The organism is Dysgonomonas sp. ZJ709 (assembly GCF_011039195.1).
Taxonomy (GTDB): domain Bacteria; phylum Bacteroidota; class Bacteroidia; order Bacteroidales; family Dysgonomonadaceae; genus Dysgonomonas.
On record NZ_JAAKEM010000051.1, the window covers coordinates 1 to 8,146 of the forward strand.

The window sequence follows — 8,146 nt, forward strand, 5'->3', positions numbered from 1 at the left end:
TTACAAGAAAACAGCTTAAGTAAGCTATTTTCCCTTTTTCAATCTGCCCCCCTAAAAAACGGGTAGTTGAAAAAGGAAAAATGCGATAACTTTTAACAATATTAATAGGAATTAATCATAGAATTCAGGAAAGAAAAGAGGAATAACAAAAATGGGTATAAGATTAATTCCTATACCCATTTTCATTATATATAATATGAATGATTATTCGTCAAACATTTTATCAAAATCGACAACTTCTTTGCCCGGCAATACCTGATTGAGCAACACGCCAATGATAGATGCAAGAGCCATGCCCTCGAGCGATAATAGCTTACCGATATGAATAGCTGCACCGCCGATACCGATAACAAGAATAACCGAAGCGATGATAAGGTTGCGCTTCAAACTAAAGTCAACTTTATTTTCGACCAACATACGCAATCCGCTCGATGCTATGATACCAAACAAGAGAATAGATACTCCACCCATTACCGGAGTAGGTATAGTAGCTAACAAGACAGCTATTTTGCCACAAAATCCGAAAAGTATAGCGAAGATTGCCGCTCCTACAAACAAGTAGATACTGAATGCGCGCGTAATAGCCAGCACGCCGATATTCTCGCCGTAAGTAGTGCTGGGAGGCCCGCCGATACCGGCTGCAACCATAGTTGCAATACCGTCGCCCAACATAGAACGATCGAGACCCGGGTCTTTTATAAGGTCTTTACTTACAACCTTACTCAACACCAATTGATGACCGATGTGCTCTGCTATGGGTACAATGGCAACGGGAACCATCAATAAAAATATTTTCCACGAAAAAGTCGGAGTGTAATCTACGAAAGGGAATTCGAATGGTGGTATTTGGAACCAATTGGCTTCGATAACGGGTTGCAGATTGACCATCCCGATACAGAAAGCAAACAAATACCCTCCGACAATCCCTACTAAAACAGGGATTACACTCAGAAAGCCTTTGGTAAATATGGCAGTAACAACTGTGATGGTGAGTGTAACCAGACCGACCAATACAAAATTGAGATCGTAGCCCAGCGGATTATCATCGGTAATCATACCACTATTATAAGTCACCATCTTAATAGCGGTAACCGACAATCCCAAACCGATGACCATAATAACGGGACCTACTACGATAGGCGGTAACAGTTTCATCAGCCAACCTGTTCCGGCACGATTGATTATAAGTGCCACAACGGTATAGGTAAGCCCCACAAGAAAACTACCAACAAGGAAACTACCGGGTGCTAATTGCCCCGACATCGCAGCCTCCATCCCTTTGGCTGTGGTGATGGGTACAATAAAGGCAAAGGACGATCCCAGATAGGATGGCACTTTGCCTTGTGTGATTACGATAAAGATAAGTGTTCCGATACCACTCGATATTAAAGCTACTGCGGGACTCATACCTGTTAGGGCAGGAACAAGCACCGTTGCGCCAAACATAGCAAAGAGGTGCTGAATACTCAACAGTAACCACTGCAAGGGTTTAGGTTTATCTTGTATACCTAAGACGACTTTCTGATTTTCCATTTTTTATATTTTGATGCAAAATAAACAATAATAATTGAGATTAAAGTTGTCTCCTCTTTTAATTTTAGTAACAGTGCTGCAAATAGATAGGCATAAATTTTAGATTAGAGTCTATCTGCCTCTGATATCCCTCACCGCGTTTCGGGATTAAAGAGGGTAAAAGGATAATAAAAACAGGATAATTACATCAAAGTCTGAACAAACCCGATATCTCCTATGATAATCGATATTCCGGAATTTTTCTAAACCTCAGGGTTAAGACATCTCTATTTTTAGTACCTTGCCTTCCATATTTAAGGAATAGAGAATAATAAAACACTATTATGACTGAAAAAGAAAAAGCGGCAAAAGGATTACTTTACGATGCCAATTACGACAAGGAAATAATAAAGGAACGGGAAAATGCAAAGGTGTTATTATACGAATATAACCTACTGCATCCATCTAAACAGGATGAGAGAAAGACGCTATTGAAAAAGCTATTGAGCAAGACCGGTGAAAATTTCATATTCGAACCACCTTTCTATTGCGATTACGGTTTTAATATCGAGATAGGTGAAAACTTTTTTGCCAATATGAATTTTGTTATTCTCGACGGGGCAAAAGTTTGTATAGGCGACAATGTCTTTATTGCACCCAATGTAGGTATTTATACTGCGGGGCATCCTTTAGATGTGGAACAGCGAAACAAAGGATTGGAATATGCCTACCCTGTAACCATCGGCAACAATGTATGGATCGGGGCAGCAGTAACTATTTTGCCCGGTGTAACAATAGGCGACAATACGGTTATAGGTGCAGGAAGTGTTGTGACAAAAAACATTCCATCGAATGTTTTGGCTGTGGGTAATCCATGCAAAGTAATCCGCACGATAACGGATGAGGATAGGAATAAATATAAGTTATGAATACGCTATGTGTAGCTCTCTCTGTCATTCCGAACTGAAAGCCCCTCCTAACCTCCCCTAAGGGGAGGAATACAAAGAGGGTATACAAGAGCCCCTCCTTGGGAGGGGTTGGGGAGGCTACAAAAGGCTGCAATACAGAATTGTATTACAGCCTTTCATATTTTAGGAGATTAATTACAGATTCAAGTTACTGCCTTTCGGGTATTTGACGCTGTAACTTATAATATATTCTTTTGTCTCGCCGGCAGCAAATTCTTCTTCCCAAGTGATAACTCCAACATCTTCTTTGTTAGCAGTCCATGCAGTAGTTTCTTTCAAAAGCTCTACTTCTATATTCTTTTGAGTAGAGATCGGGTACTGATCTTTTACAACCATCTTGATTGTTTTATTCTGATTATTCTTAACAGTTATCTTGTATGTAAATATCTGTCTAGTATCATTACCCAAGAATTTAGTGCTACTGAAATCCTGCATTTTTTCACGTTTTACAGCCACTCGTTTTTCGGTTCCGAGAGTAAGCGCAAGCTTAGACAAGGTAGATGCAGCATTGATAAATGTCTCGCCTACATAAGTACCATCGTATGTAATATTGGCCTTTCCGCTCAATAGTCCGAGTGTTTCCCAATTGGATATTTCAGCCAACAGATATGTCTCTGTGTCTAATTTAGGAGCAGAATAGTACTTATAATCAGCATTTGTCTCTTTAGTTTGCAGATCTATGCTTTGCTTTTTACCATTACCCGGAATTGTATAAGCTATATCAATATTATAGACACTGCTCATATCGTTATCGGCTTGAGTAACATAATCGTCCATGCTGCTCTTGAGCGCCATTACGTATACGCCGCCTGCTGCTTGCGCACCATATTGAGCTACTGCAACACCACCGCTTATAAAATCGCTGCTCTTTATCATCGCAGGATCGATAGAATTATAATAGTCGGCATCTACCGGAGAACCATCTATATAGTAGAGGGGTACAAGCTGCTGCTGCTGTATTTCCGCGTAATCATCTTTCGATACCTTCATCGCGCTCATCTCTGCAACAGGCAGCATATCATACGAATATGAGTTTTGCATTGCCCTGTTTTTCACACTGCCCATAGCTACCGCATAGTGCATATTTTCGAGAAACCATGCAGAAAACAAAGGCGCAATCTTACCATTGCTGGGAGTGGCAGTAGATAGCGTTAACTTCACTTTTTCCCAGTCGAGACCGGTAGTTTGGCGAACCTTCGATTTCATCATCATCTTAATCGGCTTGTCGGTCGATGCTATATTTATATCGTAATATGGCACCCACGCCGCAGCAGATGTATAGTAGGTGATAGTAAAATTAGAAGAGATAGCAGCAGGCGCTGAGATAGTAAGCCGTAGAACACCCGATGTTTTATTATTTTTAAGCGACTCTTGATTGAATTGAGTTTCAACTCTTTTTATAGAAGCTTTTATTTCTTGTTCTATTTTTTGATTCGCTTTTTGTGTTTTTTCAAGTTCGAGCGATTTGGTTTTGTAATACTCCATCGTTTTCACCAATTCGTCTATACCTAAGCCTTTGTCCGAACCGGCTACATTTTTATCTGTTCCCTTTTGCAAAAGGTTTTTCAGATTTTCATTTATCGTTATATCAGTCTGAACTGCGCTCAGCTTTTCCCTGTACATGCTGATCGAGTCTTGCAGTTTTTTGGCAATTGGACTGAAGGCTTTATTGCCCGACATATAATCTACCGAATACTCATAAGAAGAAATTATCGCACCATTGGATGTTTTGATTTTCAGACTATTCTTATCGATATTAGGACTTAAGCCTTCTATCCATATTTCATTCTCTCCTTTAGCCAGTGCCGAGGTAGCCGAATGGTTTAATTCTGCACCTTGAAAAAAGACTGTTGCTTCATTCAATTTAGATGGCACAACCTTTTTGTCCTGAGCAAACACTTGTTGTGAAACACTTGCCAATAGCAGAGTAGCGACACATAATAGCTTTGTTTTCATAAAATATAATTTTAGTTTATTTCTTTTACCTGCAATATAGAATCAAACGAGGTGAAGATTTCATAAACAGCTTATCGTTTTTAACGTTTGTTATATTTCTGGTAGTTTAAGTTTGCAATAAGGTTATTTAGCACTTTAGCCCCCCACGCTGCTAGCCCCTCAACCCATCCCAAGGAGGGGCTTAATGCTCGCCTCTGTCATCCCGAAACATAGTGAGGGATCTATTATGAAATAGGCTGATAGCTAATAGCCATTGGCTGATAACCCTGAGAGACAACAGATCCCTCACTATGTTTCGGGATGACAGAGAGAAAGACAGACAGCTGCAACTTATAACTCATAATTATTCCAAACATCTTCTTTGCATTCCTCCCCTTGGGGGAGGTTAGGTGGGACTTTCAGTTCGGAATAACAGAATATTGAAAGAAAAACCAATTGATTTTAACTCAACCGACTTATATCTTTTACCCCTTTCACTGTTCTCAGTTTCTTTATCAATCCGTTCAGAGCATCTGTATTGCTAAGTGTAACGGATATATTCCCCTGAAACAAGCCGTCGTTAGAATCGATACTGATAGAACGCATACTGATTCCGTTCTCTTTTGCAATGATAGAGGTCAGATTATTGATAATACCAATATCATCGTGTCCTATCACCCTCAGTGTAATCGTGTAATTAGAAGCCGAACGCCCCGACCAGCGAGCTGGGATAACCCGATACCCAAAACGTGTAAACATATCGTGAGCATTAGGACAATTCTGACGATGGATCTTGATACCCTGCGAAGAAACAAAGCCGAATATATCGTCGCCATAAATCGGATTGCAGCATTTAGCCAGTTTGTATTCTACTCCTGTCAGATTGTTATCTATTACTAATTCTTCGTTCTTAGACGATTTCTTTTCTGCTTCTATTATCTGTGGAACATAGTTTTCGGCACTGATAGACTCATGCTTTTCGTGCAACTCGTTCTCCTTGCGCTCCATCTCGGTATACTGATCGATGATGTTGTTTACATCGAGCGTTTCATCGGCTATCTTAACATAGAAGTCGGTAACGGTTTTGAATCCGAGTTTTTTAATCAGCCTCATCATGATAGATTCGTTGATCTCTATCTTTTTATTTTTGACACGGCGTTTGAGCAACTCTTTGGCTATCTCGACCTGTTTGTTCGATTCCTCTTTGAGACTTTGGCGAATCTTGTTTTTAGCCTTTGTGGTAGATACAAAACCCAGCCAGTCTTGTTTAGGAGTCTGGTTAGGCGACGTTACAATCTCTATCTGATCACCATTTTTCAGCTTGTGACGTATCGAAACATTTTTTCCATTCACTTTTCCCGATACACATGTCGACCCTATGCGGGAATGAATGGAAAAAGCAAAATCGAGAATAGTAGCTCCATGAGGCAGCTTGTGCAAATCACCTTTGGGTGTGAAAACATATATCTCGTCGTCGTACAAATCGAGTTTGAAATCTTCGAGCTTTTCATTTGTATCCATGCTCTTATTCTCGAGCATCTCACGCAGATTGGTCAACCAGTCGTCTACACGCGATTGGCTTTTAAGGCCTTTGTATTTCCAATGGGCAGCTAGTCCGCGTTCGGCTATTTCGTCCATACGACGGGTACGGATTTGCACCTCGACCCAGCGCGACTGCGGCCCCATCACTGTGGTATGAAGCGATTCATAGCCATTACTTTTGGGTATCGACAACCAGTCTTTCAGCCGTTTAGGATTGGGTGTGTACAAGTCGGCAACGATAGAGTATATCTGCCAACATTCGGCCTTTTCTTTCTCCAAATCAGAAGTAAGAATGATACGTATTGCAAACAGATCGTAGATGGATTCGAAATCGATCTTCTGTTTCTTTAGTTTATTGTTGATGGACGAGATAGATTTCACACGTCCTTTTATATCGTAATTGAGTCCTGTTTCTTTTAGCTTCTCGTCGATGGGGGCAATAAATTCTTCAATATATTTATCACGGGCGGCTTTACTTTCACTAATTTTTTGCAAAATATAGTCGTACGACTCACGGTCTGTATATTTCAGATACAGGTCTTCGAACTCGGTCTTTATTTTATATAGTCCCAACTTATGGGCAAGAGGCGTATAGAGATAGCATACCTCTATTATAAGTTTCATGCGAAACTGTTCTTCGTATTGTTCGGCAGTACGCATCAGGTACAGGCGGCTTGCTATCTTGATCAGGATAACACGCATATCTTCAGCAAAGGAGAGAAGTAGTTTGATGTAGTTTTCTGATGCCAGAGCCGACTGATTGGCATCAAGCGCATTCACTTTCATCAGTCCTTTTACAATTTCGGCAACATCTGTACCGAATGTCTTGCCAACCTCTTCTATCGTAATTGTATGATGAGTAACAGGACGATACAAAACCATAGCCAAAATAGCTGCATTCTTAAGACCCAGTTCTTCAATCATAATAAAGATCGTATTGATGGTAAGGTCTGTAACACTACCTATTTTTTCGTCGCGATTGTATATCCCGTCTGCCAGCGATTTTTTGATAACCGGGCGAAGATCTTGCATTTCTTTGGGCGAAAGATTGGCTTCCAACCCTGCCAATAGTTTCTTAAACCTTGGCGAATCCAATAAATCGTCGTTATATATAGGGGATCCTTTCTGTTCCATGCTGTGCAAAAATATATGAGCAGAAAAACTCAGTTTCTGATTTAAATATGTGATTGTAAAAATACTGTTTTTTCTTTAGTATAACATCGTTTGGGTGTGAGTTGTTGAGGCAATATCTAAAAAAATCCTGTTGACGTTCTGTCTGACAGATAGTTTACTATACATAGGGATACTCAAATATTATATTTATCTCCATTCTAATAAAAATACTTTTGTCTGTTTTCAAATTATATTTTAACTTGCGTCCCTTATTAAAAATAAATAGGATTTTTCACAAACAACCTAAAGATAGCCATGATAAGAAAATGCCTCGATTCGGAAATAGAGATTATATATGAAATAATAAACGATGCCTCGATAGCATATCAAGATGTAATACCACCCGATAGATGGAAACAGCCATACATGGAAATGGACGAACTGAAAGAGCAAATAGCCGATGGTGTTGCTTTTTGTTGTTATGTGGAAAACAATGAGATGGTCGGCGTAATGGGAATACAGAACAAAGGTGACGTGAAACTGATACGCCATTCTTATGTCAGAACAAGAAACCGAAATGGGGGGATAGGTACAAAATTATTAAACCACTTACTCGATAGCCAAGAGAAGCCGATACTTATAGGTACATGGAAAGATGCCGTGTGGGCGATAGATTTTTACACGAAGAACGGTTTCAGGCTGGTTGAAGAAGAAGAGAAAAATATGCTACTGAAAAAGTATTGGAAGATTCCCGAAAGACAGGTTGAAACTTCGGTAGTTCTTGTAGATGCAAAATATAAGTAGAAAAAGATAGCCTCCCCAACCCCTCCCAAGGAGGGGATCTTATATACTCTCTTTGCATTCCTCCCCTTGGGGGAGGTTAGGAGGGGCTATCAGTTCGGGATGACTCTTATATTTGTTTTATAATTTACTATTCAAAAAGCAAGGTTAATTTTATTCTTTTGTTGTAAAAAAGTAGAGATTAACCGATTATCAAAAGTAAACTATGGGATGACATAAAGTTGAAACTTTATTTCTTGAATTAGACTTTTGATAATCAAGCTGAAGATACCATA

Annotated in this window: 5 protein-coding genes; 2 read left to right on the forward strand and 3 right to left on the reverse strand. The window is 39.7% G+C overall.

Annotation, left to right across the window (positions count from 1 at the left end):
* Nucleotides 1–204 precede the first annotated feature (204 nt).
* Complete coding sequence (locus G7Y56_RS17935; protein ID WP_165045770.1) at nt 205–1,533, reverse strand: solute carrier family 23 protein; 1,329 nt, start codon at nt 1,531–1,533, stop codon at nt 205–207.
* A 323-nt stretch (nt 1,534–1,856) separates the two neighbouring features.
* On the opposite strand from G7Y56_RS17935, the gene G7Y56_RS17940 reads away from it, so the two are divergent.
* Nucleotides 1,857–2,441, forward strand: coding sequence for a sugar O-acetyltransferase (locus tag G7Y56_RS17940; protein WP_165045772.1), 585 nt, complete (start codon nt 1,857–1,859; stop codon nt 2,439–2,441).
* 174 nt (nt 2,442–2,615) lie between these two features.
* Here G7Y56_RS17940 and G7Y56_RS17945 read toward each other — a convergent pair whose 3' ends face one another.
* A complete protein-coding gene (locus G7Y56_RS17945) occupies nt 2,616–4,436 on the reverse strand; it encodes a DUF4139 domain-containing protein (RefSeq protein WP_165045774.1) in 1,821 nt (606 codons plus the stop codon).
* Nucleotides 4,437–4,877: 441 nt separating this feature from the next.
* A complete protein-coding gene (locus tag G7Y56_RS17950; RefSeq protein WP_165045776.1) occupies nt 4,878–7,091 on the reverse strand; it encodes a bifunctional (p)ppGpp synthetase/guanosine-3',5'-bis(diphosphate) 3'-pyrophosphohydrolase in 2,214 nt (737 codons plus the stop codon).
* A 294-nt stretch (nt 7,092–7,385) separates the two neighbouring features.
* Here G7Y56_RS17950 and G7Y56_RS17955 point away from each other — a divergent pair, with 294 nt between their 5' ends.
* Complete coding sequence (locus tag G7Y56_RS17955) at nt 7,386–7,874, forward strand: GNAT family N-acetyltransferase (protein WP_165045778.1); 489 nt, start codon at nt 7,386–7,388, stop codon at nt 7,872–7,874.
* Nucleotides 7,875–8,146: the final 272 nt, after the last annotated feature.

Coding starts and splice junctions, on each gene's coding strand:
- G7Y56_RS17935 (WP_165045770.1), bottom strand. CDS start 1,533: ATGGAAAATCAGAAAGTCGTCTTAGGTATACAAGATAAACCTAAACCC.
- G7Y56_RS17940 (WP_165045772.1), top strand. CDS start 1,857: ATGACTGAAAAAGAAAAAGCGGCAAAAGGATTACTTTACGATGCCAAT.
- G7Y56_RS17945 (WP_165045774.1), bottom strand. CDS start 4,436: ATGAAAACAAAGCTATTATGTGTCGCTACTCTGCTATTGGCAAGTGTT.
- G7Y56_RS17950 (WP_165045776.1), bottom strand. CDS start 7,091: ATGGAACAGAAAGGATCCCCTATATATAACGACGATTTATTGGATTCG.
- G7Y56_RS17955 (WP_165045778.1), top strand. CDS start 7,386: ATGATAAGAAAATGCCTCGATTCGGAAATAGAGATTATATATGAAATA.